Annotated in this window: 11 protein-coding genes and 1 pseudogene; 8 read left to right on the forward strand and 4 right to left on the reverse strand. The window is 66.1% G+C overall.

Going from position 1 to position 25,614, the window contains the following annotated elements; genetic code table 11:
* Positions 1-99 (forward strand): IS3 family transposase (locus ACLHZ1_RS15135; protein ID WP_427262416.1); only part of this gene is annotated, 99 nt, incomplete at its 5' end.
* Between the two features lie 46 nt (positions 100-145).
* Here ACLHZ1_RS15135 and ACLHZ1_RS15140 read toward each other — a convergent pair.
* A complete protein-coding gene (locus ACLHZ1_RS15140) occupies positions 146-11,257 on the reverse strand; it encodes a retention module-containing protein (protein ID WP_427262752.1) in 11,112 nt (3,703 codons plus the stop codon).
* A gap of 261 nt (positions 11,258-11,518) precedes the next feature.
* On the opposite strand from ACLHZ1_RS15140, the pseudogene glpA reads away from it, so the two are divergent.
* The 6 genes and pseudogenes from glpA to ACLHZ1_RS15170 form a co-directional block, all read left to right on the forward strand.
* Positions 11,519-13,187, forward strand: a pseudogene (glpA, locus tag ACLHZ1_RS15145) (anaerobic glycerol-3-phosphate dehydrogenase subunit A); the annotation flags it as partial.
* Positions 13,180-14,508: a glycerol-3-phosphate dehydrogenase subunit GlpB gene (glpB, locus tag ACLHZ1_RS15150; RefSeq protein WP_427262753.1), complete on the forward strand. Its 1,329-nt coding sequence runs from the start codon at positions 13,180-13,182 to the stop codon at positions 14,506-14,508. The pseudogene glpA and the gene glpB, both read left to right, overlap by 8 nt.
* Positions 14,508-15,710 (forward strand): anaerobic glycerol-3-phosphate dehydrogenase subunit GlpC, encoded by a 1,203-nt coding sequence (glpC, locus tag ACLHZ1_RS15155; RefSeq protein ID WP_427262785.1) that lies wholly within the window; start codon positions 14,508-14,510, stop codon positions 15,708-15,710. Before glpB ends, glpC begins: the two co-directional genes overlap by 1 nt.
* A 219-nt stretch (positions 15,711-15,929) precedes the next feature.
* Positions 15,930-16,844: a serine hydrolase gene (locus tag ACLHZ1_RS15160; protein ID WP_427262754.1), complete on the forward strand. Its 915-nt coding sequence runs from the start codon at positions 15,930-15,932 to the stop codon at positions 16,842-16,844.
* 429 nt (positions 16,845-17,273) lie between these two features.
* Positions 17,274-18,560 carry a D-amino acid dehydrogenase gene (locus tag ACLHZ1_RS15165; protein ID WP_427262755.1) on the forward strand — a complete coding sequence of 429 codons (1,287 nt, stop codon included), beginning with the start codon at positions 17,274-17,276 and terminating at the stop codon, positions 18,558-18,560.
* A 157-nt stretch (positions 18,561-18,717) separates the two neighbouring features.
* Positions 18,718-19,989 (forward strand): DUF2254 domain-containing protein, encoded by a 1,272-nt coding sequence (locus ACLHZ1_RS15170; RefSeq protein ID WP_427262756.1) that lies wholly within the window; start codon positions 18,718-18,720, stop codon positions 19,987-19,989.
* A 9-nt stretch (positions 19,990-19,998) separates the two neighbouring features.
* On the opposite strand, the gene ACLHZ1_RS15175 is transcribed toward ACLHZ1_RS15170, so the two are convergent.
* Entirely contained in the window at positions 19,999-21,114 is a 1,116-nt protein-coding gene (locus tag ACLHZ1_RS15175; RefSeq protein ID WP_427262757.1) for an HPP family protein, read from the reverse strand.
* Between the two features lie 231 nt (positions 21,115-21,345).
* Complete coding sequence (gene metE, locus ACLHZ1_RS15180) at positions 21,346-23,610, reverse strand: 5-methyltetrahydropteroyltriglutamate--homocysteine S-methyltransferase (protein WP_427262758.1); 2,265 nt, start codon at positions 23,608-23,610, stop codon at positions 21,346-21,348.
* A gap of 160 nt (positions 23,611-23,770) precedes the next feature.
* Here metE and ACLHZ1_RS15185 point away from each other — a divergent pair, with 160 nt between their 5' ends.
* The gene (locus ACLHZ1_RS15185) at positions 23,771-24,682 is read left to right on the forward strand and encodes a LysR substrate-binding domain-containing protein (RefSeq protein ID WP_427262759.1); all 912 of its coding nucleotides are present in this window, start codon (positions 23,771-23,773) and stop codon (positions 24,680-24,682) included.
* A 106-nt stretch (positions 24,683-24,788) separates the two neighbouring features.
* On the opposite strand, the gene ACLHZ1_RS15190 is transcribed toward ACLHZ1_RS15185, so the two are convergent.
* Positions 24,789-25,568 carry a siderophore ferric iron reductase gene (locus ACLHZ1_RS15190; RefSeq protein ID WP_427262786.1) on the reverse strand — a complete coding sequence of 260 codons (780 nt, stop codon included), beginning with the start codon at positions 25,566-25,568 and terminating at the stop codon, positions 24,789-24,791.
* Positions 25,569-25,614 lie beyond the last annotated feature (46 nt).

Below are 25,614 nucleotides of genomic sequence, written 5' to 3' on the forward strand. Positions count from 1 at the left end.
GAATACATCCACTACTACAACCACGAGCGGATCAAAGCAAAACTAAACGGCCTGAGCCCGGTACAGTACCGAACTCAGGCCATGTCATCCGCCAACTAATGTGTCCAATAAATGGGGTTCACTTCACGAGGGCGGCCTTGTTGCATCAGGGGTGGTGGATGATGAGGTGCTGACTGTCGATGAGGGAGGTCAGGATCTCGCTCTGACTGCCCCCGCCGAGATCGAGGCTGGAGAGATCCACGTCTCTCAACGCGATGGACTGGGTCACCTGACCGCTGCCATCGGGAGAGATGTCCAGCCGCAGATCGCTGGCGCCATCGCTGCCCGCCGTCACCGACACCTGGACATGGGCGAGCAGGTCGTTGACGCTGCCAGCGCCGCTCCCCTTGAGCATGTCGCTGAGATCCAGCCTGTCTCCCTGTGCCAGGTTGAAGTCGGTGATGGTGTCCAGGGCCGGCTGGCTGGCCGTGCCCGCATCCGGCAACTGCCAGACGAAGGTGTCGCTGCCCAGCCCACCGGTGAGGATGTCACTGCCGGCGCCGCCATAGAGGATGTCGTCCCCCTGACTGCCCACCAGGTGATCATCGCCGCCGCTGCCATGGAGCTCGTTGCCCGCCACCGTGTGCACGGCCAGGGTGTCCGGGAGCGAGCGGATGACGCTGCCGCCCGAACTGGACTCGGCCTGCAGGGCAATGCTGTGATCCCCAACCCCCAGTCCGTCCAAGAAGAGGGGCAGATTGCTGTCCCCGGGCAGCAGCCAGTCGCCGTTGCCCAGATCTTGCCCCACGGTATGGCCATCCTGATCCAGCACCTGGGCACCGCCCAGGCCACTGAGCCGTATGCTGAGCTCACCGGGCTCGGGATTGGCGACCCAGGCACTCAGGCTGAGGGGCACCCAGCCCCCCGCGAGGGCAGTGACGTCATGGCTGTCCAGGGTCAGGGTGGGCTGATCGGCCTGGGCCGCGATCGCGATGCCCACCTGGCCGCTCGCCTCCAGGGCGCCGCCCGCCCCCGTGTTGCCGAGATCCGAGACCACCAGGCTGAGGTTGTCGTCTCCCCAGTAGTCGGGACTTGGCTGATAGTGCACCTCGCCGGCCAGGAAGGCGTTGAGGGCATCCTGGGAGCCCGTCAGGGTCAGGCTGTTGCTGTTGTTGCCGAGCACACTCACCCCGGCGCCAGCGGCGGCCACCAGCAGGCCGTGTTCGACCCTGAGGGTGACTTGCACCGGCGCCGTGCCCGCATCCAGATCCTTGACGCTGATGCCGCCAAGGATGAGCTCCCCATCCTCATCCACCGAGAGGCCGCCCGCAGGCAGGGTCAGCTCGGGGGCGTCGTTGACCGGCTCGACCAGGATGGGCAGCAGGTCGGTGTCGCTCAGGGCACCACCGCTGCCGGTGTTGCCAAGGTCATTGGTCACCATGGTCAGGGCATCCTGGCCATTGAAGTCCTGCTCACCCTGATAGGTCACGCCGCCTGCGAGCAGAGCATTGATGGCATCCTGGGAGCCGCTCAGCACCAAGGTGTCGCTGCCGCTGCCGCTCACCGTCACGCCGCTGCCCGCCGCCAGTTCCAGGGTGCCGTGCAGCACGGAGAGGGTCACCGAGAGAGGGCTGTCGCCCGCATCCACATCGCTCACCTGCAGCCCGTGAATGGCGAAGGGCTGATCTTCCTGCGCCACCTGGGGCGTGGTCGGCAGCTGGTTGACGGGAGCATCGTTGACCGGCTCGACCAGGATGGGCAGCACATCGGTGTCACTCAGGGCGCCGCCGCTGCCGGTGTTGCCCCTATCGTCCGTCACCATGGTCAAGGCGTCATTGCCGTGGAAGTCCGGATCCCCCTGATAGGTGACCCCGCCCGCGAGCAGGGCGTTGAGATCCGCCAGGGTGCCGGTCAGCACCACATCGCCGGTGCCATTGCCGGTCAGGGTCACCCCGCTCCCTGCCGGCAGGGTCAGGGTGCCGTGATCCACCGACAGGCGGACTTCCATGATGCCGCTGCCCGCATCCACGTCCTTGACCTGCAGACCCTGGATGACGAGGGGCTCGTCCTCCTGGGCCACCTGGAGATCCCCAGGCAGCACGTTGATGGGGGCATCGTTGACCGGGCTCACATCGAGATGGATGGTGCCGTTCACTTCGGGGCCGAGGGCGCCGTTGTCCAGGCTCTGGGCCGTCACCTTGATCTCCATGGCGCCGTTGGCGTCATGGGTCACCAGCTCCACCCCGTCGAGCTTGCCGCCCGCCGTGGTCACCTGCCAGACGCCGCCGCCCAGATCCACCACGGTGCCATCGACCCCGTCAGGCAGGCGGATCTCGGCCCCGTCGGGTACCCCTTCCAGGGTGACCCGCACCTGCTCGGGCCCGTTCTCGTGAACGTTGGGGGCGCTGCCGCCGGTGGCCTGGGTGTCTCTGGTCTCCAGCCCCAGGTTGAGGGTGACGACATCTCCCTCGGTGCCGCTCGCCTGGTCCTGGATGTCGGCGATGATGGTATCCCCCACCGGATTGACGGTGACGGTGAAGCCGCCGCTGGTCTCGAGCGGCAGGGTGAGCCCCTGGTCCAGGGTGAAGGCGCTCAGGGTGAGATCCACTGTGCCGCTAAAATCTGCCGGCGGGATCAGGGTCAGGGTGGAAAAGTCGGTGCCCACAGGCACCTGCCACACCCCGCCGCCGTTGTTGACCGCCGGGGCGGACAGGGTGAAGCCGTCCGGCACCCCTTTTATCTGCAGCGCCACTATCTGCTCGGAGCCATCATTGTCAATCAGGGTCGCGCCCAGCCCGCCCAGACTCACGCAGCCATCCTCGTTGCCGTTCACATCCTTCACCGTGAGGTTGGCCGGATCGTTGACCGGCAGCACCTCGAAGCTCGCCTGGCCGCTCCAGCTGCCCCTGTCCGTGCCCGTGGTGGCACTGTCCAGGATGTCGACCCGGATATCCAGGGGCACCTTGCCGCTGAAGTGCTCCTTGGGCACGAACACCAGATCCTTGAGGGCAGCCGGATCATCATCGACCGTCAGCGTGGTGACCGGCTGGCCGTGCTCGTCGAGGAAGTGACCATATTGGGGATCCACGGTCACGACCACCCGCTCCACCGTCTCGAGACCGCCATCGTCTACCGAGGGGCTGATGTCCGCGAGTTTGACCGAGAGATCGAGGTGGATCTCGGTGTCTTCCAGGTTGCCCGGCTGGCCGTTCTCCTCCTTCACCTGCAGCGTCAGCTCTGGCTGGCCGTCACGACCGCCGTTGATGTCCACCTCCGGGGTGATGGAGAGGGTGACCTCTTTTTCCACCGTCTTGGTGTCGCCACTCACTGTGTCGGTGTTGACCAGGCGCACGTTGAAGTGCAGGCCGTCGCCGGCGTAATCCTCCGGCAGGGTCAGGGTCAGCCGGTCGAGGTCATCGAGGCCGCCCGGCAGCTTGATGAGGTACTCGCCGTTGACGAAGTCATAGGTGAGCCCCTGCACGTTGACGCCGGGGGGCAGACCTGTGAGGACGATGCTGAGCTCGTCGTCGCCGATGTCCGCCGTGCCCAGGGTCACCATGTCCTTGAGCTGGCTGCCGAAGTTGACGCCATGGTCCTCCACTCCTGTGATGGGGGCGCTGTTGTCAAAATCGACGTCGGCCGCGATCTGGCCCGAGCTGGTCGAGTCATGGAAGTCGGCGCTGACGGTGATCTCCCGATAGACCGGGGCGCTCACGTCCCCCTCGTTGTTGTCGCCAAGATCGATCACCCTGGCGCTGACCTTGAAGGTGACGGTGCCCGTATAGTCATCGGGCGAGCGCAGGGCATAGCTGCCGAGGGCGTCGCGGGGCACAGTCCAGTTGCCCTGGCCGTCGTTGATCCCGCCCACTACCACGAAGCCGGGGGGCAGATCGCTGATCACCAGGTAGTCGATGACCTCATCGCTGCTGGGGTCCAGATCCTCGAACGCGAATACCCCGCCCAGCGGGATGTCGTGTCCGTCCGGACTCTCCAGGGCGCCCCCGGTCTGCACCAGGTTGCCATCGGGTTCGACCACGGCCTGGATATCCACATGCAGGGTGCCCTCGATCACCTTCTGGGCGGTGGCGCTGGAATCCACATCCACTTGGGTCACAGTGACATGACTCTGGATAGTGGTGTCCTTGTCACTGTCCTCGGGCCCTTTCACCAACAGCTGGCCGCCGTTTTGCAGGCTCTGCAGCTCAGCGTCGCTCAGGTCCACGGCGCCACCGTTCACATCGAGCCGGGTATCCACACCGCCCACCCGGATCCAGACTTCATACCCGGGCTCGATGCCGGAGAGGCTGAGGTGGGTCACCTGCTCGGCGCCGTCGGTCAACTCCGGCTGCCAGTCGAGCACGATGAACTGATCCTCCAGACCCTCGCTGGTCTTGGCGTAGTCGGTGGCGTCGATAGCCGGCTCCACCTTGATGGTGAGCGGCACATCGAAGCTCTTGTGATCCCCGTCGTTTTCGGTCACCACCACGTGGCCGACCAGGTGCAGGTCTTCGGTGCTGTTGGGGGGCGGCTGGATCTGCAGGTTGCCCAGGTTCGAGACGTCCACCTGATAGGTCGGCTGGCCCTTGCCATCAAGCCCGGCGAAGGTGAGGGTCAGTTCGTTGCCGTTGCCATCGAACACCCTGGCTCCTTCCGGCAAGCCTTCCAGCACCAGGTTCAGGGTTTCCGAGTGATCGAGCGGGGTATCGGTCCACTCCCCTGACTCCAGCTTGAAGTCCAGGGGTGCCCGGCCATCTTCCTCTATGGTGATGCTGTAGCCGTTGCCCTCCTGGGTCCAGTCGGTGGTGTTGAGGTCAAGATGGGGCTCATCCACCACCCCCACCAGATCCACGTGCAGGCCCTGGCTGCCGATCACCTTCTCGTTCACCACAATGTGGGTCTGGCCATTGGCATCGGTCAGGGTGGCGCTGTCCTTCACCACCCCTTCAATGGTGAGATCGAAATCGACGTTGCTGTTTTTGGGCGGCTCGAGCCTGAGCTCGCCGATGCGGTCATAGGGCACCTCGTAGTAGCCGTTCCCATCCTGGGCCACCGCCACGCCGCCGAGCCAGAGGGTGGCACCGGCGGGCAGGCCGCTGATGCGCACGAACAGGCTCTCGGAGCCATCCGTGGTGTCCCCCAGATGGGTGAGCACTATCTTGCTGCCCAGATCCAGCAGGGTATCTTCCTTGCCCTGGATCTCGCGCACCGTCAACTTGGCGTCATCCGCCACCGGGTTGACGTTGACAACCACCTCCAGCGGATCGCCGAGGGTGGTCTCCTGCCCGGTCACCACAGGGGTCTTCTCCGTGCTCACCGGGGTCAGCACCAGCTTGATGTCACCGCTGTAATCCTTGCCGGGCACCACGGTCACCTTGTTGATGTCGCCACCGGCCACCGTATAGAGGCCGTTCGCCCCCGGGATGAGCGCCTTGCCATTCAGGATCAGCGTGCCCTCGCCGGACGCCCACTCTATCCGGTAGCTCAGGGTCTCGGAGCCGTCCGTGTCGGTGAGACCCGCCTTGACGTTGAGGGCGATGCCGCTGCCGTCCTCGTCCGTGCTGTAGTGCTGATGGGTGCTGCCCGCATCCCACAGGGGTTTGTCGGCGATGCCCTGCACCGTGATCTCCAGGTTGCCGGTCAGCACCGGAGGCTTGCTCCCCTCGGTGACACCCACCTGCAGCTGCACCGGGAAGCGCAGCGGGTTGCCGCCATCGTTGTAGCTCGAATAGTCGTGAGAGGGTACGAAGGTGAGCCCCTGGGTCTGGTAGTGCTCATTGTCGCTGGTGACCATGGCCTCCGGCGGCACCTGATACCAGGTCTTGCCCCCCTGGGTGACCGTGGTGAGCGCCACCCCGTTGAAGTAGAAGGTGCCATGGGTGTTGGCGGGCGCCTGGATAAGCAGTGTCTCCACATGCTCGCCCCGATCGAAATCCCCCACATCCAGGTTCATGGTGATGGGGATCCCCTGGCCGGGATCGCCGGCCCCCGCGTCCTCGGCGCCGCTGACGGCACTGACGGTCAGCTTGCCCGCCTCGTCCCTGATGGTCAGGGTCAGCACACCGTCGTCGGTATCCCCATCCCCGTCCACCAGCTGGAAGTCTATGGTCTGCACCAGGGTCTTGTTGCTGTGGTCGATCCCGGCCAGGGCGGTGAAGCTGTATTTGCCCTCGGCATTGATCACCAGGGTGCCGATGGGCTGACCCGTGCCGTCAGTCACCGCTATGGTGGTATTGCCCGTGGCGGCGATGGGGTGCTCGGTGCCATTGATGGTCACCGCTCTCACCACCGCATCATCCGCCCCCTCGCTGGCGGTGGCCAGCAGATCGCCGCTCACCTTGGCCCCCTCGTTGAGGGTCTTGCCCGCGTCCACGGCCACGGGCACGTCATCCTCCACGCTCACATGGCCTATCACCTCGGCGCTCAGATCCCCGTCGCTGTCCAGGGCCTGCAGTGGCAGCTGGATATCCAGCAGATCCTTGCCCTGGACGCTGTGATCCAGATTGCCGGTCAGCTCGAAGGTGTAGCGGCCGGAGACATCCAGGGTCAGCGTGAAGATGAGCTTGCCTGCGCTGTCCTTGCCAAGATAGACACCCGGCTGGCTGTCGGCACTCATGGTGACGGGCTTGCCCCCCGAGGTGAGCTGATTGAGGGCGTTGAAACGGGCCACATCCAGTTGCAGGGCGGCCACCCGATCGCTCCCGGCGACGATGGTCACCTGGCCGACGGCGATCTCCCCCGTCCCGGACGGGCTGGTGCCGATGTGCTGGCCGCTGCCCCCATCGAGATCAGACTCCTTGACGGTGACGCTATCGATGGCGCTGATCACGGGATCGGCGGCATCGGTGATCACGGCAGTGGTCTCGCCGGTGATCACGCTGCCGTCGCTGTCGGTCACCTTCACCGGCAGGGTGAGGTCGAGCCTGTCATCCGCGCCGTGATCCAGGTTGGTGTGCACCGTCACCTGGTAATCCAGGGTCTGGCTGCTGTGGGCCGCGATGCTGCCCGGCACGCCCGGCAGGGTGACGCTCAGCACCAGGGTGCCGCTGGCGGTCAGGGCCTGGAAGGAATGGCCGTTGCTGCCCGCCACCTCCTGCCAGGTAAGGGTCTCGCCGTTGTGGGTGATGGGGTTGCCACTCCCATCCACCACCTGACCAGAGAGGGTCAGCCGCACGTCCACCACGGGATCGGAATCCGCCGTGATGGTCAGGGTGCCGGTGGCGTGCTGATCGTCTGCGGTCTGGTTGCTGGCGGCGCCATCGAAGCGCCCCTCATTCAGGGTCACCCCGGTGAGGCTGAGGGTCGGGTTGGCCCCTTCCGCCACGCTGATGTTGAGAGTGCCCGTGGTGCTGTCGTTGTTGCCCGCCCCCTTGTCGCTGTCGACCACATTGACCTTGAACGGCAAGTCGGTGCTGCCGCCATTGGCCTGGTGGACCCCCTCGAACAGGGTGACCTTGTAGTCAAAGCCGTTGCTGGCGGCGTTGTCGAGCTTGCCCACCAGTTCCACCTGGAGCACCTCGACCCGCACCCCGTTCACCTCCACATAACCCTTGAGGATCTGGTTGCCCGGGATGCTGGCATCGCCGTCCACCAGTTCGTATTTCACGCTCTGGCCCAACGCGGTCAGCGCCGGTTGCTCGCTGATGTCGGCAAACGACACCTCGCTCACCCGATCCGAGCCCGCGTCCACGGTGAAGTGGCCGGTGCCGGTCAGGGGGCTCTGGCCGTCGAGATCCCCTTCGTTGAGGCTCACGCCACTGCCCGCCACGAAGCCCGGCGCATGGCCGTCCTTGATGGTGAGCGGCAAGTCGGTGGAGACCCTGTCCCCATCCTTGTCGGTCAGGGTGACGGTGAGCGGCAAGTCGAGGGACTCGCTGCCCTGGTGATCCAGCTCTGCCTCCAGGGTCACCTTGGCGGTGACGCTCCAGTTGCCGTTGGTTTCCACCAGTTCCAGCTCGGCCCGCAGCACTTCGCGACCGTCGCTACTGGTCCCCACCAGCTCCCCATTGGCATTCAGGGTGAAGGTCACCGGGCTGCCATGGCTGCTGTACTTGCCATTCAGGCTGCCTTGAATGGCCGTGATATCGAATCTAAGGCTGCTTGCATCGAGCGCGTCCGAGCCGTGGTTCACGGTGAAGCTCATGGTGCTCACCAGGGCGCCGTCGCCCTGGTTCGCCTCCGTCATCTCGGTGCCGGTCACGGCGCTGATGACCGGATTGGCCCCATCGCCGATGGCCACGGTCAGGCTGGAGGAGACGGTGTCGCCATCGCTGTCAGTCAAGGTGAAGCCCGCCAAAAGCAGGCTGTCGACACTCCCCTGATCCAGCGGTTGGTTGAGGGTGAAGACGTAGTGGCCGGCTTGCCCCGCCTTGTCGAAGGTCAGGGTCAGGGTGAAGACGTTCTGGCCGTTGACGGCGCCGCTGATGCTGTTGCCGCTGATGGTGATGACCACGGGCTGGCCGCCGCTGGTGAGCCCCTGCAGGCCAGGCTGGCTGGCATCGAATGCGATATTGACCAGGGGGTCGGCCCCGGCGCTGATGGCCAGATCCCCGGTGAGGGTCTGGGTCGCGTTCCAGTCGCTGTCCTCCACCAGGGTGAGGGAGACGGGGTCGACCTGGGGTAGCACGCCGTCGGTGATATGGATATTGAGGGTGCCGAGGTTGCTCTTGTCCCCGTCAAAGTCGCTGCCCACTACTTGCAGCCCCAGGTTGATGCTGTTGGTGCTGACCGGTTGATCCAGCACGCCGTCGAGCGCCACCTGGTACTTGCCATCCAGCCCCAGGGTCACGGTCAGAATGGTCTTGCCGTCCGCATCCTGCAGGGTGATGACGTTGCCGTTGACCTGATAGTGGGTCGGCTGGCCGCCGCTGGTGAGACCATCCAGGGCGGGCTGGCTTGCCTCGAAGTTGAGGGACACCAGGCGATCGCTGCCGACACTCACCGGCAACTGGCCCTCCAGAGTCTGGCCAGAGGCCCCTTCCTGCAAGGTGATGCCGGTATCGATGCCAAGGCGGGGATCCACACCGTCGTCGATGGAGACAACCAGATCGGCGCGGGTCTCGTCACCGTCTATCTCCTTGGCGGAGACGGAAAGCCCGAGGGAGAGCTGGTCGCTGCCCTGATGATCCAGAGGCCCGACAAGGGAGACGGTGATCTTGCCATCGATATCGCTGCCATGTTGGCTGGCAGTCAGCTCGGCCTTGAGCACCTCGACCCGGTTGCCGTTGCCATCCAGGTAGTAACCGGTCAGCAGGCGATCGCCGCTGAATTCGAAAGTCAGCACATGACCGTCGCTGCTGATGCCGCTGCCATTGAGGCGAGCCAGGGTATTGGCCTGATCGGCGAAGGCGACGGAGTCCGCCAGCAGGGGATCGGCCTGATGGCCCACCACGAACTGGCTCTGTCCCACCACGGCCGCCGCATTGGTGAAATCATCCTCGGTGAGGCTGATGGGGGCTATGGTGAAGTCCGGCGGCGTGCTGTCCACCAGGTTGACGGTGAGATTGGCACTCACCCGATCCCCGTCGCTGTCGCGGTACTCCAGGGAGAACGGCAGGCTCAGGCTGTCCTGGCCGTGATCCAGGCTCTGGTGCCAGACGATGCGATAGCTGCCGTCGTTGGCCAGGGTCAGGGTGAAGACGGTCACGCCCCCCGCGCTGGCACTGAGGGTCTGGCCGCTTGTTTGATAGCTGAGGGGAGCGCCATGGCTGGTCAGGCCAAGCTGCTCGAGGGCGCTCTGATCGGCGGCGAAGCTCACCTGCAGGTTGCCATCCAGACCTGCCCCTGTGTGCAGGGATCCGGTGGCGCTCACCGGCCCCTTGGCCAGATCCGCCTCGGACAGGGTCAGGGTATCGCTCTGACCGATGAGGGGAGCCCCGTCGATCACCCGGTTGCCCGCCAGATCCGTCACCTCGGCGCGCACCTCATAGGGACCCTGGATGCCGGAGAGATCCAGGCCCCCCAGCTGCCAGCGACCATCGCTGCCCACCAGGGCGCTGCCGCTGTAGAGGGTCTGGCCGTTCTGGCCGATGAGGCTGATGGTGACGCTCTGCCCCGCCTCCACGTCCGTGGTGCTGCCGCTCAGGGCGACATTGTCATGGCCGAGGATGCTGTCGGTATCGAGGTCGTCGATGTCGATACCGGCGCGGGTATCCACCGTCACCGTCAAGGTGTCGCTGGCCCGGTTGCCCGCGATGTCCACCGCATCGACGCGAAAATCATGGGCGCCCTCGGCCAGGGTATCGGGGATGGGATACTGCCAGTTGCCGTTGCCATCCACGGTGAGCACGGCCATCACCCTGCCTTCCAGGGTCAGGGTGACGGTGGCGCCGGGCTCCCCCTTGCCTTGCAGCAGCGGCGTGCTGTCCCGGGTCAGATCGTCGGTCTGGCTGGCGCCGGTGTCGCTCTCATCGGCCAAGTCGAGCGTGATGGTGGTGATGGTGTCAAGCAGGGTCTGACCGGTGTCGACCGCCTCGTTGCCGAAGCGATCGACGGTATGGGCATGAATGGTGAGGGGGCCGTCCACCAGCTTGCCGGTGACGTCGCCAAAATCGGCGGCCCACTGGTTGCCGGGCAGCACCACTGTGGTCATTGTGAGGCGGTTGCCATCCTGATCAATCAGGGTGACGGTGACGGGCTGCCCCTCCTCCACGTCCGAGACCTCGCCCCGGATGATGAGGTTCATCACCTCGTCGGCGTTGATGATGTTGTCGCTGGTCTGGGGCTCGAAGATGGTGATGGCGGCATAGGCATCCACGTACTCACCATCGTAGCGATCACGCACCTCCTGGCGCGCGCCCTGGTGATCGGTGTCGAAACCGGCCTCGGCCAGGGTGGCGTCATTGGTCCGGTCGACCACGATGAAACCGGCGGCACTGGAGCCCGCGCCCACCACGCCGCCCCCCGCGGTGTCCCCGGGACCGGCGGCGGTGTCGGCGAAGACGGCCGTGGGGTCAACCCCGGCGCGGATGGCCTGTTGCAACGCCTCCAGATCGACATGGGTGGGCGCCTTGTCCGGCTCGCCATTGAGGGTCAGGGTGTGGGCGCTGCTGACCCAGTTGCCCTCTTCATCGACGCAAGTGGCACAATTGGGGCCCACCTGCAGCGCCTGGCCATCACTGCCCAGCCAGGCCTGACCGTGGCGCCCGGTCAGCATCACCTGACCGGGAGCGATCTGCCCCTCGGGCGGCATCCGGGAGACAGCCCCGGCCTGGTCGATAATGAACACCTCTCCTTGCACCTGCTTGACCTGAGTCGGAGTATCCATTCGATTATCTTCCATACTGCCCCCTATTTATTTCATCAAACATGAAAACGCCAGCTGAATGCTCGACAACCAAGCACGATGGCGGTCGAACCCACCACCTGAGTGCCGCCATGATAAATCAACATGATTGGTATGGATAGCCAACGGGTCCCGGCGCCAGTGGCTCACTCCACCCACAAAACTTTCGATAACGCTCATAAATTTGGTCTAAATCAAACATTTTTGCCCTGACTCAGGCCACACTGGCACCACTGTCAGTAAAAGGGAACGGGCAAGATGAACAGGGTCTCGACTAGCGTAGTCATCATAGGAGGGGGCGCAACTGGCGCCGGTATCATGCGCGACTGCGCCTTGCGGGGCATAGATTGCATCCTGCTCGAGCGCGACGATATCGCCGCCGGCACCACGGGCCGCAACCATGGTCTGCTCCACTCGGGGGCGCGCTACGCCATGACGGATCCCGAGTCGGCCAGGGAGTGCATCGCGGAGAACCGCATCCTCAAACGCATCGCCCGCCACTGCGTCGACGAGACCGGGGGCCTGTTTGTCACCCTGCCCGAGGACGATATCCAGTTCCAGGCGCCGTTCATGGCGGCCTGCGCGGCGGCCGGGATAGAGACCCGCCAGCTCGAGCCAGGGGAGGCCCTGCGCCTCGAACCCAGCGTCAATCCTGCCCTGATCGGCGCCATACAGGTGCCCGACGGCACCGTCGACCCCTTTCGCCTAGCCAGCGCCAACGTGCTCGATGCCAGGGAGCATGGCGCCCGCCTCTTCACCCACTGCAAGGTGGTGGGGCTGCTGCGCCAGCAAGAGAGGGTGCTGGGAGTGCGCGCCGTCAACCTGCGCAGTGGCGAACCGGTCGAGATCCTGGCCGAGCAGGTGATCAATGCCGCCGGCATCTGGGGTCAGCAGATCGCCGAGTATGCCGAGCTCGGCATCCGCATGTTCCCCGCCAAGGGCTCCCTGCTCATCCTGGATCACCGCCTCAACCAATGCGTGATCAACCGGGCCCGCAAGCCGGCAGACGCCGACATCCTGGTGCCCGGCGACACCATCTCCCTCATCGGCACCACCTCCAGCCGCATCGATTACCAGGAGATAGACAGGCTCGCCGTCACCCCGGGGGAGGTCGAGGTACTGCTGCGCGAGGGGATCAAGCTGGCGCCCGCCATGGCCAGGGCCCGCCTGCTGCGCGCCTATGCCGGGGTGCGTCCCCTGGTGGCGGTGGATGGCGACCCCTCGGGGCGCAACATCAGCCGCGGCATAGTGCTGCTCGATCACGCAAGCCGGGATGGTCTGGAGGGGTTCATCACCATCACCGGGGGCAAGCTGATGACCTATCGGCTGATGGCCGAAATGGCCACGGATCTGGTGGCCAGCAAGCTTGGCAACGACAAGCCCTGTCGCACCGCCCAGCTCCCCCTGCCCGGATCCCAGGATCCCGAACGCCACCCGGCCCCCGGCCTGTCGAGGCCGGTCAAGGGCGCGGCCGAATCGCGCCATGGCGAACGGGTCATCGCCTTCTTTCAAGGCAACCCCAGGGCCAATGCCCTCATCTGCGAATGCGAGATGGTGACGGCCGGAGAGATAGGCTATGCCCTGCGCGAGCTGGCGGTGGACAACCTGGTGGATCTGCGTCGCCGCACCCGCCTCGGCATGGGGCCCTGCCAGGGCGAGCTGTGCGCCTATCGCGCCGCCGGCCTGATGCACGAATACGGCAAGGCCGACGGCCAGGGCGCCTGCCAGATGCTGCGCGACTTCCTGGAGGAGCGCTTCCAGGGGGTGAGGCCCGTGCTCTGGGGCGATGCCCTGCGAGAGACCGAGTTTACCCACTGGATTTATCAGGGCTTGTGCGGCCTGTCCCCTGAGCTGGCGCCGGCCCCCGGGCCCAAAGACGCCCCCTTGTCCCCGAGCGAGACCTATCAAGGAGCATCCGCATGAGATTCGATACCCTTATCATCGGCGGCGGCATGGCGGGCCTGTGCGCCGGGCTGCGCCTCGCCGAGGCGGGCCAGAAGACCCTGATCATGGCCTCGGGCCAGAGCGCACTGCACTTCTCCTCCGGCTCGGTGGACCTGCTCGAGGGGGAAGGCGACCCCTACGCCGCCCTGCCCGCCTTCCTCGCCGCCAACCCGGCGCACCCCTACGCCAAGGTGGGCCCTGCCAACATAGCGGCGAGCCTGGCCGATCTGCAGCGCCACTGCGCCGCCCAGGGCCTGCCCCTCTATCACGAGCAGCACAACCACCTGCGGCTCACCCCCCTCGGCACCCTGAAAGCCACCTGGCTCTCCCCCCGCAGCAGCGCCTGCATCGGGGCGGCGCCCGCCCCCTCCGCCATCATGCTGGCCACCCTGGCAGGCTTTCGCGACTTTCACCCCGCCCTGGCGGCGGCCAATCTGGCGCGCCATCCCCGCCTGGCCCACAGCCGCCTGCTGACGGGGGAGATAGACCTGCCCCAGCTTGGCACCTTCGGCCGCAATCCCCACGAGTGCCGCTCCGCGGATCTGGCCCGGCTGTTCGATCGGCAAGACGCCAAGGGAGATGCACTGCTGGCCGCCCTGGCCCAGGAGATCCGCCGCCTGCTGCGCGAGCACCAGGCACCGGCTGACTGCCAGCTGGTGCTGCCCGCCTGCCTCTCCCAGGGGCTGGTCGGGTCGCGGCTCGCCGCGCTCGAGGGCCAGTGCGGCTGTACCCTTCGCGAGGTCGCCACCCTGCCCCCCTCCCTCATCGGCATGCGGATGCAGGAGGCGCTCACCCGCCGCTTCGTCGCACTGGGGGGCACCTTCCTCACCAGTGAGCGGGTCTTGGGGGCCAGGGTGGCAGGAGACAGGGTGCTCGGCGTCCACAGCCAGAACGGGGACGATCTCCTGTTCGAGGCGGATCACTTCGTGCTCGCCAGCGGCAGCTTCTTCAGCCGTGGCCTGACCTCGCGTCTTGGCGGCATTGACGAACCCATCTTCGGGGCCGATGTGCTGAGCCTGGCGGATCGCGATGCCTGGGCCGGACGCCGCCTGTTTGGCGCTCACCCCTTCATGGGTTTCGGGGTCAAGACCGATGCCCAGCTGCGGGTCCTGCGTGGTGGCAAGGCGCTCGCCAACCTCTATGGCGCCGGCAGCGTGCTGGCCCACTATGACCCCATCGTGGAGGGATCCGGCTCCGGGGTGGCGGTCGCCACCGGCTGGCAGGTCGCCGGCCACATACTGGCCCGGATGGGGGGCACCCCGTCCGACTCGGCCGCCCATCAGCTCGCCAGGGAGGCATCATGATGCCGCTAGACCATGCCAACCACAGCTTCGATCAATGCATCAAGTGCACCGTCTGCACCGTCTACTGCCCGGTGGCCAAGGCCAATCCCGCCTATCCAGGCCCCAAGCAGGCCGGCCCGGATGGCGAGCGGCTGCGCATCAAGGATCCGGACCTCTATGACGAGGCGCTCAAGCATTGCACCAACTGCAAGCGCTGCGAGGTGGCCTGCCCGAGCGGAGTGCCCATCGGCGACATCATCGCCCGGGCCAAGCACCAGTACGGCGGCGTCAAGCCGGGGGTGCGCGAGTTCGTGCTCTCCCACACGGATCTGATGGGCAGCCTGTCCACCCTGATGGCCCCCCTGGTCAACTTCACCACAGGCCTCACCCCCGTGAAGCGGGTGCTGGACAAGGGGCTGGGGGTCTCCTCCCACCGCGACCTGCCCAAGTACTCCCAGGGCACCTTCCGCGGCTGGTACAAGCGCCAACAAGCCACCCAGGCCAGCTACGGCCGCCAGGTAGCCTACTTCCACGGCTGCTATGTGAACTACAACCACCCCCAGCTCGGCAAGGAGCTGGTGCGGGTGCTCAACGCCATGAACATAGGCGTGCAGTTGCTGGCGCGGGAGAAGTGCTGCGGCGTGCCGCTCATCGCCAACGGCTTCATGGACAAGGCCAGGCGCCAGGCCGCCTTCAACATCCAGCAGATGGAGAGCACCCTGCTCGGCAACGAGATGCCGCTGCTGGCCACCTCCTCCACCTGCGGTTTCACCCTGAGAGACGAATATCCCCACCTGCTGGATCAGGACAACCGCAAGGTGCGGGATCGCATCTCTCTGGTGACCCGCTTCCTGTGGAGCGAGTTCAACAAGGGCAACCAGCCCGCCATGAAGCCGCTGGACTTGCACATCGCCTACCACACCCCCTGCCATCTGGAGAAGATGGGAGGGGTCATCTACACACTCGAGCTGCTGCGGGCCATTCCCGGGGTCAGGGTGAGCGTGCTGGCGTCCCAGTGCTGCGGCATCGCCGGCACCTATGGCTTCAAGTCGGAGAACTACGCCACCAGCCAGGCCATCGGCGAGGGACTGTTTGATCAGATAAACCGCCTGAAACCCGATCTCGTCATCACCGACTGCGAGACCTGCAAGTGGCAGATAGAGATGAGCACCCCCTTTCGCTGCGAACACCCCGTCCATCTACTGGCACAGGCCCTGGCCTGACCATGGCAACCCCCTCGCCGGTGATCCGGCGCGGGGGCATCTGCCCTCATCTTGCGCTGTTTTTCAACAAGATAGGTGCCAGGCGAGCATCGAACTGACCCCGCTCGCCCCGGGGTCAACTTATATTTAATCACTTCAAGGCGGCGGGGATTGCGGCGCGACAGAACCCGACATATAACTGAGAGGTTGATTTCGGTTTTTTTCACGCGGTAAACCATCATGATGCTATCTTCCCTTGCCAGAATGCTGCTCGGTGCCTTGCTCCTTCCCGTCAGCCTGGGGGCCTTCGCCACCCCTTTTCTCAATCCCCCCTCGGCCCAGCCCGCTCAGCAAAAGGGATTTCTCGAGCGGCGCGATGATCCCACCCTGAGTTCGGCCGCCTTCGTCATTGCCAATCCCCGCACCGGGGAGATCCTCTCCGAGCGCAACGGCAACCGGGTCATGCCGATCGCCTCCATCACCAAGCTGATGACGGCCCTGGTGGTGCTCGATGCCAACCAGCGCATGAACGACATCATCACGGTGAGCAAGGCCGATATCGACCGCATCAAGGGCACGGGCTCGCGCCTGGCCATCGGCTCGCGCCTGAGCCGGGCCGAGATGCTGCACATCTCCCTGATGGCCTCGGAGAACCGCGCCGCCTCCTCCCTCGCCCGCTACTACCCTGGGGGTCAGCGCGCCTTCATCGCCGCCATGAATGCCAAGGCCCGCATGCTCGGCATGTGGCACACCCGTTTTGCCGACAGCACAGGCCTCAACCCGCGCAACGTCTCCACCGCCCATGATCTGGCCAAGCTGGTGGCGGCGGCCTCCGCCTACCCTCTCATCCGCCAGTACACCTCGGCCCAGCAGCATTATGTGCGCACAGGCAAGCACCAGCTCCACTATCGCAACTCCAACCGCCTGGTACACGATGCCAACTGGCAGGTGCTGGTCTCCAAGACCGGCTATATCCGCGAGGCGGGCCGCTGCCTGGTGATGGAGGCGAGGATCAACCGCGAGCCCATGATCATGGTGCTGCTCAACGCCGACACCTCGGGGGCCAGGGTCGCCGATGCCCAGCGCATCAGGAGCTGGCTGGAGAGCAACAACCGCACCACCCTGGCCCGCACCACCGCCTTCAACAAGCAGTAAGCCGGCTCCGGATCTGCCCGCCTTGCCACGACAGAGCCCCGACAGGGGCTTTTTCGTTATCCGGACTACGCAGAGAGGGCCAGCCCCCTGCCTCCCATGGCTTGCCTCCCCTCCTGTCGCCCCGCCGCGCGCCATGAAATGACTCATTCAAACCTCTTCTTCCCCCATCGGCGAGGACCAAGGGGACAGGCTGCTATTGAGCAGGTCATTCATAGTCAAAAAATGGCAACACGATATGTTGCAACACCATCACCACAACGAATAACAAACCAGTAAACTATGTAAAGTTAGCGGTATATCATATTTTTTTGATGCAACATTTGCCGATTGCGCTGCCAGTGATAACGTGAGTGCCAGCCGGTCACCCTGGGGGCCGGTTTTGGTGGAAACGGCTGCCCCGCCCTGACGCGGACGCCGTGATCCCTGACATTGAAAGCGCGCAGCGAATACAAGGATGGTGCGATGAAGATAGTGGTTCTGGGAGGTGGCGTCATTGGGGTGACCAGCGCCTGGTATCTGGCCAAAGCGGGCCACGAGGTGACCCTGCTCGAGCGCCGTAGCGGGGTGGCACTTGAAACCAGCCACGGCAACGCGGGGCAGATCTCCCCCGGCTATGCGGCCCCCTGGGCGGCCCCCGGCATTCCCCTCAAGGCGGCCAAGTGGTTGCTGCAAAAACATGCCCCCTTCACGGTGCGCCCCACCTCGGATCCCTTCCAGCTGCGCTGGATGCTGAAGATGTTCGCCAACTGCACCCCGGCGGCCTATGCCACCAACAAGGGGCGCATGGTGCGCCTGGCCGAATACAGCCGCGACTGCATGAAGACGCTGCGAGACGATCTGGCCCTGGACTACGAGGGGCGCCAGCTCGGCACCCTGCAGCTGTTTCGAAGCACAGCCCAGCTCGAGGCGAGCAAGCGGGACATCGCCGTGCTCGAGGAGTACGGCGTCCCCTATGAGTCGCTCGATGCCAGCGGCTGCGAGGCGGCAGAGCCTGCCCTGGCACGGGTGCGCGGCAAGGTGGTGGGCGGGCTGCGCCTGCCCGGGGACGAGACGGGGGACTGCTATCGCTTCACCCGCGCCCTGGCCGCCGAGGCCGAGCGGCTCGGGGTCAAGTTCGTGTTCGACTGCCCCCTCGACGAGATCGAGGTGCAGGGGGGACGCGCGGTGGCGGTGCGCGGTGGCGAGCAGCGCTGGCAGGCCGATGCCATCGTCTGCGCCCTGGGCAGCTATGCCACCGGCTTCCTGCGCCCCCTCGGTCTGGATCTGCCTGTCTACCCGGTCAAGGGCTACTCCCTGACCCTGCCGATGACCAATGGTGACGCGGCCCCCCGCAGCACCGTGCTGGATGAAACCTACAAGGTGGCCATCACCCGCTTCGACGAGCGGATCCGGGTCGGCGGCATGGCCGAACTGAGCGGCTTCAACCTGGCGCTCAATCCCAGGCGCCACGACACCCTGGCCATGGTGGTGCGCGACCTCTTCCCCGAGGGGGGCGATCTCGCCCGGGCCGAGTTCTGGACAGGTCTGCGTCCCATGACGCCGGACGGCACTCCCCTGGTGGGGCCGAGCCCCATCCCCGGGCTCTGGCTCAACACCGGCCACGGTACCCTGGGCTGGACCATGGCGGCGGGTTCGGGTCAGCTGCTCAGCGACCTCATCAGCGGCCAGACCCCGGCCATCAGCGACGAGGGGCTGACCCTGGCGCGCTACGCCTGAGGCTTGAGTCCCGTCAAAACAGCAAGAGGAGCGGCCACGGCCGCTCCTCTTCGCTCAGCCCGGCGGGGCCGCTCACGGGTCAGGGCCCCTCGAGGTGATTGCGGCGCCGCCCGGAACACCCTAGGCTGGGGTGTCCCCATGCGCCACAGGAGTGTCCATGTCATTTATCCCCTCCCGCGATAGGATCCGCTTTCTGCTCAACCGCCTGCGCGAGCGGCTCTGGGTCAAGCCCCTGGCCATCTGCCTGCTCTCCATCCTGGGCGCCCTGGCCGCCAGACTCGCCGATCACGCGGGGATAGGCCGCTTCCTGCCCGCCATCACCAGCGAGGCGCTGCTTTCCCTGCTCTCCATCATGGCCGCCAGCATGCTGGGGATCGCCACCTTTGCCGTCGCCTCCATGGTGGCGGCCTACGCCTCCGCCAGCAGCGCCGCCACCCCTCGCAGCGTCAGCCTGGTGATCGCCGATGACGTGTCGCAAAACGCCCTCTCCACCTTCATCGGCGCCTTCATCTTCAGCGTGGTCGCCCTGATGGGGGTCAAGAACGGCTACTTCGAGCTGGCGGGCCGTTTCACCCTGTTCCTGCTCACCCTGGTGGTGCTGGCCATCGTCATCCTGATGTTCGTGCACTGGGTGGATCGCATCGCCCGCCTGGGGCGTCTGGGCACCACGGTCAACCGGGTGGAGCAGGTGACCCACGACGCCTTGCAGCGTCGCCGCCTCTCCCCCACCCTGGGGGCCCACGCCGCCGACGGCGCCCCGATCGGGGGCCTGCCGCTGGCGAGCCCCGAGGTCGGCTATGTACAACAGATTGACATGGCGCGCCTCCAGGCCCTGGCCGCCGAGATGGATACCCGGGTGCAGATCCTGGCCCTGCCGGGCACCCTGGTGGCGCCGGGTCAGGATCTCGCCCTGCTCCACGGCTGCCCGGAGCCGGCCAGGCTGGACAGGGCAAGGCTGGCGGGCGCCTTTCAGATAGGACGGGAGCGATTGTTCGACGAGGATCCCCGCTTCGGCCTGGTGGTGCTCGCCGAGATAGCCGGACGCGCCCTCTCCCCCGCCGTCAACGATCCCGGTACCGCCATCGGCATACTGGGCACCCTGGTGCGCCTGTTCGTGATGTGGGACGCCCCCCTGTCACAGGCTCAACGGGACGAGGGTGCCCTCCTCTACGACAGGATCAGCGTGCCGCCGCTGGCCATGGCCGATCTGTTCGATGATGCCTTCACCGCCATCGCCCGGGACGGCGCCGCCACCGTGGAGGTGGCCCTGCGGCTGCAAAAATCCCTGCAGGCACTGACCCACGGCAGCCCGGCCATGGCCGAGGCGGCGCGCCACCATGGCAGGCTGGCCCTGGCCCGCTGCGAGCTGGCCATGAGCCTGGAGGCGGACAAGGCGCTGATCCGGGCCCAGGCTCCCTGTGCCGACTGAAGGCGCGGATCAGGGGCGCTCGGCCCCGGGGTCCGGGCGCAGCGCCAGGTTGAACAGGGCCGCCACCATGTCGGACTGGGTGATGATGCCCACCAGCTGAGTCCCTTCTACCACCGGCATATGGTGCAGGCCGCCGTCGGAAAACGCCGTCACCAGGTCGTACAAGGGCTGGTAGCGCCGCGCCGTCTGCACCTCCCGGGTCATCAGCTGTGCTACCGTCAGGCTCGCCAGCACCCCCAACGCCCTGGGCTCGGCCAGGGCGGCGTCGATCAGCAGATCGTGCAAGGTGATGATGCCCGCCAGCCCCCCCGCCCCATCCACCACGGGCAGGGCCTTGATCTGGTGGTGGGAGAGGCGTTGCCACGCCGCCAGGGCGGGCTCATCTGGCCCGACCACCACCAGATCCCGCGACATCACGTCCTGCACCAGCACTGTGCCCACTCGCCCCCGCAGGGCATGCAGCTGGGCCTCCTGCAACAGATCCCGCAGATCCTCGCGGCTGATGTCGAGCAGCTCCCCGTGTTTTTGCAAGGCGAAGTCGATGTCCCTGGCCTGGGTGGCCAGCCGCTCGCTCGGCTGGGGATCCCGGGTCTGGTGTGGATGGGGCGCCGCCCTGCCCGTGTTGGGGTAGCGTCGCCCCAGCAGCCGGTTGTAGAGCAGGGCCATGGCCAGCAGCAGGAAGGAGTTGATGAGCACGGGGATCAACACATAACCCATCCCCAGGCTCGTCACCCCTTCGCCGCCGATCACCGCGGTCAACGCCACGGCGCCGCCGGGGGGATGCAGGCTGCGGGTCAGGAACATGGCGGCGATGGCCAGCATGACGGCGCCGCCGGCGGCCAGGGCCGGATCCGGGATCACGCTCGCGGCCAGCACCCCCATCAGGGCCGAGACGCCGTTGCCCACCAGGATGGACCAGGGCTGGGCCAGGGGGCTGGCCGGGGCGGCGAACAGCAGCACGGCGGAGGCCCCCATGGGAGCGATCAGCCAGTGGGGGCTCACCCCGAGCCACCACTGACAGAGCAGCTCGGTCGCCACCAGGCCGATGAGGGCACCGAGGGCGCCATAACAGCTCTCTTTGAAGCTGGTGTTGGTTGATACCGGGAAGAAGTCTCTGATCTGCATGGCACGTCCGAACGGGATAAGATTCATTTAAAATGCGCAATTGTAACGGCATCCCCACCATCAACGCCAGCCCGTGGCGGGCCACCCAAGGGCAAGCGGGAAACGCCCTCACGCGGGAGGCTCGCAGGGACGGCGCCCTGCCTTCTCCCGTGATGCAAAAAAGGGGAAGGCTTGCGCCTTCCCCCTTCGTCATCTCAATACTCTGTTGTGGCTGGCCGCGGTGGCTGTTGCTCAGGCCAGCTCGGCCCGCAGTGCCTTGGTGGCATCGACCATCACCTTGAGGGCGGCTTCCGTCTCTTCCCAGCCGCGGGTCTTGAGGCCGCAATCCGGGTTGACCCAGAGACGCTCGGCCGGGATCTGTCTGGCCGCCTTGCGCAGCAAGCCTTCAATCCAGCCCTGGCTCGGCACGTTCGGGGAGTGGATGTCGTACACGCCCGGTCCGATCTCGTTGGGGTAGTTGAAGCGCTCGAACGCTTCGAGCAGCTGCATCTGGCTGCGGCTGGTCTCTATGGTGATGACATCGGCGTCCAGGGCCGCCACCGCCTCTATGATGAGGTTGAAGTCGCTGTAACACATGTGGGTGTGGATCTGGGTGCTGTCCACCACTGGGCTGGCGCTCAGGCGGAAGGCGCGCACCGCCCAATCCAGGTAAGCCTGATGATCCTGCTTGCGCAGGGGCAAGCCTTCGCGGATGGCCGGTTCGTCGATCTGGATGATCTTGATGCCGGCGGCTTCGAGATCTGCCACCTCGTCGCGAATGGCGAGGCCAATCTGCAGGGCGGACTGCTCGCGGCTCACGTCTTCCCGGGGGAAGGACCAGCAGAGGATGGTCACGGGGCCGGTCAGCATGCCCTTCACCGGCTTGTCGGTCAGGCTCTGGGCAAACTTCGTCCATTCGAGGGTCATGGGGGTCGGGCGGTCGATATCCGTGGTGATCACCGGCGGCTTGACGCAGCGGGAGCCATAGCTCTGTACCCAGCCGAAGCGGGTGATGGCAAAGCCGTCCAGCAGCTCGCCGAAATACTCCACCATGTCGTTGCGCTCGGCCTCGCCGTGCACCAGCACGTCCAGCCCGATGGCCTCCTGGCGCTCAATCGCATCCTTGATCTGGGCCTGGATGCCCGCCTCGTAGGCTTGGTCGTCGATGCGACCGGCACGCCAGTCCTGGCGCAGCACCCGGATGTCGGAGGTCTGCGGGAAGGAGCCGATGGTGGTGGTGGGCAGCAGCGGCAGCTTGAGATCCGCGCGCTGCGCCTGGGCCCGCTGCTGGTAAGGGCTGTGGCGGTTGAACTCGGATTCGGTCAGCTGGGCCAGACGGGACTGCACCCCTTGCTTGTGGACCCGGCTGTCGGACTCCCGATCGACGATGGGCTGGCTGTAGGCCGCGATCTTGTCCAGGGTGCTGCCGTCCAGGTAGTCGGCCAGCAGTCCCAGCTCGTAGCACTTTTGCAGGGCGAAGGCGAACCAGCTGCGGGTCTGGGGATCCAGCTCGTGCTCCAGGGTCAAATCCACCGGGCTGTGCAGCAAGGAGCAGGAGGAGGCGACCCAGAGGCGCTCGCCCAGCTTGGCTTTCAATGCCTTCAGCGTCGGCGCCAGCTTGGCCAGGTTGGCACGCCAGACGTTGCGGCCGTTGATGACGCCAGCGGAAATCACCCACTGGGCCGGCAGGTGCGGCACCAGGGTCTCCAGCTGCTCGGGGGCCGCCACCAGATCCAGGTGCAGGCCGTCCACCTTCAGGCTGGTGATGATGTCGCGCTGATGGGCCACGGATCCGAAGTAGGTGGTGAGCAGCAGCTTGCAGGGACCGCTCAGGCGCTCATAGGCATTCAGATAGGCCAGGCGCCACTCGTCAGGCAAGTCCAGGGCCAGGGCCGGCTCGTCAATCTGCACCCACTCCACCCCTTGCGCGGCCAGTTTGGCCAGGATCTCCTGGTAGACGATCAGCAGGCGATCCAGCAGTTCGAGACGGGAGAAGCCGCTCTCTTTCTCCTTGCCGAGCCAGAGGTAGGAGACAGGCCCCAGCAGCACCGCCTTGACCGGCAGACCCAGGGCCTTGGCCTCCTCCACCTCGTCAAACAGCTGGCTCCAGCCCAGCTTGAAGCGCTGGTCGCGGCCAAACTCGGGCACCAGATAGTGGTAGTTGGTGTTGAACCACTTGGTCATCTCGGCGGCGGCCGCGGCCGGGCCGGTCGGCGCACGGCCACGGGCCACCCGGAACAGGGTGTCGAGGTCGGTATCGCCGTGGCGGTGGCGTTCGGGCACCGCATCCACCAGCAGGCTGGTCCCCAGCACCTGATCGTACCAGGCAAAATCCCCTACCGGCAGCAGGTTGACCCCGGCGGTGCGCTGGGCCTGCCAGTGGCGCTCACGCAGGCTCTTGCCCACGGCGACCAGTTCGGCCTGGGTGGTTTCGCCACGCCAGTAGGATTCGAGGGCAAATTTCAGTTCGCGCTTGGCGCCGATACGGGGGAAACCGAGGGTGTGTGCACGTGTCATGGGTCAATTCCTTACGCTCATTCATCTGATGGGAAACTGGATGATTTAGCCATCCAGATGTTTACACATCTAGAATGGCGAGATAAGGTGACCCTGGCTATTGAATCCTCTTCAACTGGCTCTCAAATAATCCTCAACTGTCATTCAAGGGAGACGTGCCATGGCGGTGCAAAATAATTCAGGCTTGGAGATCAAGCACTTGAAGACGATAACGGCCCTGGCCGAACAGGGCTCCCTGGCGGGGGCGGCCCTGTCCCTCAACCTCACCCAGTCCGCCCTCTCCCATCAGTTGAAAGAGCTGGAGACCCGCCTCTGCCTGGAGCTGTTTCTTCGCAAGAGCCGCCCCCTGGTGCTGACGGCGGCGGGCCAGCAGCTGCTCCATCTGGCGCGCCAGGTGCTGCCCGCCCTGGCCCAGACCGAGAAGCAGTTGCAGGCCCTGCACAGCGGCGAGGCGGGCCGGCTGCACCTGGCGCTGGATTGCCACAGCTGCATCCAGTGGCTGCTGCCGCTGTTGCCGGACTTTCGCCGCCAGTGGCCCGGGGTGGATCTGGAGGTGGAGTCCGTGCCGGGCTTCGACGCCCTCACCGCCCTGCTCGGCGGCCAGCTGGACTTGCTGCTCACCTCGGACGTGCAGGCCCGCGGGGATCTCCACTTCGAGCCGCTGTTTGGCTTCGAGCTCACCCTGGTGATGGCGCCGGAGAGCCTCCTCTGTCACCAGATCCGGATCACCCCGGAGGATCTCAAGCAGGAGGTGCTGCTGGTCTATCCGGTGGAGCGGGCACGGATGGACGTGTTCAGCCGCTTCCTGCAACCGGCCGGGGTGGAGCCCAAGCGCTGCAAGCCGGTGGACAACACCTCCGTCATGCTGCAGATGGCCGCCGCCGGGCTCGGGGTCGCCGCCCTGCCCCGCTGGGCCAGCGAGGAGTTCGTGCGCCAGGGCCTGCTTGAGGCCCGCCCGCTCGGGGAGGGAGTGCGCCGCCACATGTATGGCGCGGTGCGGGCCGCCGATCGGGATCAGGCCTGCCTGCAGAGCCTGTTCGAGCGCATTCGCGCCAAGATGGGAGAGCGCTGAGCCAGGCAAACACGCCGCCCCGAGGGGCGGCGTGTTTGCCTGGCTACCGACCATCAACCCGGACGACGGCGTCTTGCACGGCTATCGACCAGCAGACGATGGCGCCTCAGGCGCCGTCATCGCAGCTTGCGGCCCCCTGGCGCCTCGGGCAGTTGCCACAGAGATCGCCATCCCGGCGCTTGTAGTGCAGGCAGCAACGTTGGCGCACATAGCCGGGCAGCAGACCAGCCTGGGGCAGCGAGGCCGGGCGCCAGCCCGCCAGGTGCCCGGCAGGCAGGTCGCAGGCGGCGAGCCAACGGGGCGCATCCTGGCTCACCCGCTCGCGGCTCACCTCGGGAAAGAAGTCCGGCACCCGGGCCAGGGCCACCAGCAGATCGTCCGCCAGGAGCGGACGCACGAAGCCGGGTCTGAGCCGCTGTACCTCGGCAAACGTCTCGAACAGGGCCTGCCAGTGGCGCTGCAACCGCCGCCCCGCCTCTTGGATCAGCGCCGCGTGCTCCCCCTTGACCATGGGCTCTGGCGCCAGCGCGACGCCGCACACCAGGCCATCCTGATACCCCATCCCCATCCGATCCAGGGCCGGCAGGGCCGCAAACCGGTAGACGGCGATCACCGCCAGGTAGATGGACTGCCAGCAGAGCATGCCCCAGCTGCGGGTCAGCCAGTAGGCGGGGCCCGCCTCCGGGTGGGCCTGGCGCCAGTGCGCGAACAGCGCGGCCATCACCTCGCCGCTGTTGCCATGGGGCGAGGCGCTAAGCAGAGCCCAGGGCTCCTCCGCCGCCACCAGCCGCCCCTTGAGGGAGGGGATGATGGCGGCAGCCGCCGCAAACAGGGCGTCATGCTCCCCTCGCAGGTCGCTGTCTGGCTGTCCGGTGGCGCGGGCCAGGGCGTGCTGGCGGGCGAAGCCGGGAGTGGGGGCATGCCCCGGATGC

Origin of the sequence: Aeromonas sobria (assembly GCF_050266975.1) — a bacterium.
In the GTDB taxonomy this organism is placed as follows: domain Bacteria; phylum Pseudomonadota; class Gammaproteobacteria; order Enterobacterales; family Aeromonadaceae; genus Aeromonas; species Aeromonas sobria_B.